This is a genomic window from Flavobacterium potami, assembly GCF_020026915.1.
Taxonomy (GTDB): domain Bacteria; phylum Bacteroidota; class Bacteroidia; order Flavobacteriales; family Flavobacteriaceae; genus Flavobacterium; species Flavobacterium potami.
This window is the reverse complement of sequence record NZ_JAINUY010000079.1, coordinates 1-283: the sequence shown is the minus strand read 5'-3', so window position 1 is coordinate 283 and position 283 is coordinate 1. Positions and strand designations below refer to the sequence as shown.

The following is a 283-nucleotide window of genomic DNA, read 5'->3' as shown; positions in this document are numbered from 1 at the left end:
ATCTAAGGGCACGTAAAAGACGAAGGCGAAAATGAAAGCTACTAATGAGAGATGTCCCCAGGGAGATTCTATTCCAAATAAACCATTGGCTGAAAATTGACCTAGTATTAGGATTGAGACAAGAAACAAAATTAAAACCAACTGGCCGGTTAGATAACCGATCGCTTTCTCAGCATTGCGATACGCCAACTCTAGGATAATTACCATCGCCAAAAACAAAAATAGACCGACAATCACTGGCCAATATAATCCTACGAAACACGCCGGACCGGCGAAAATGACC

At 42.0% G+C, this 283-nt stretch carries 1 protein-coding gene; it reads right to left on the bottom strand.

What is annotated here, in order from left to right; all coding sequences use genetic code 11:
• Nucleotides 1-283, bottom strand: a 283-nt coding sequence (locus tag K6T82_RS24340) for a hypothetical protein (RefSeq protein WP_223711642.1), incomplete at both ends; no start/stop codon positions are given.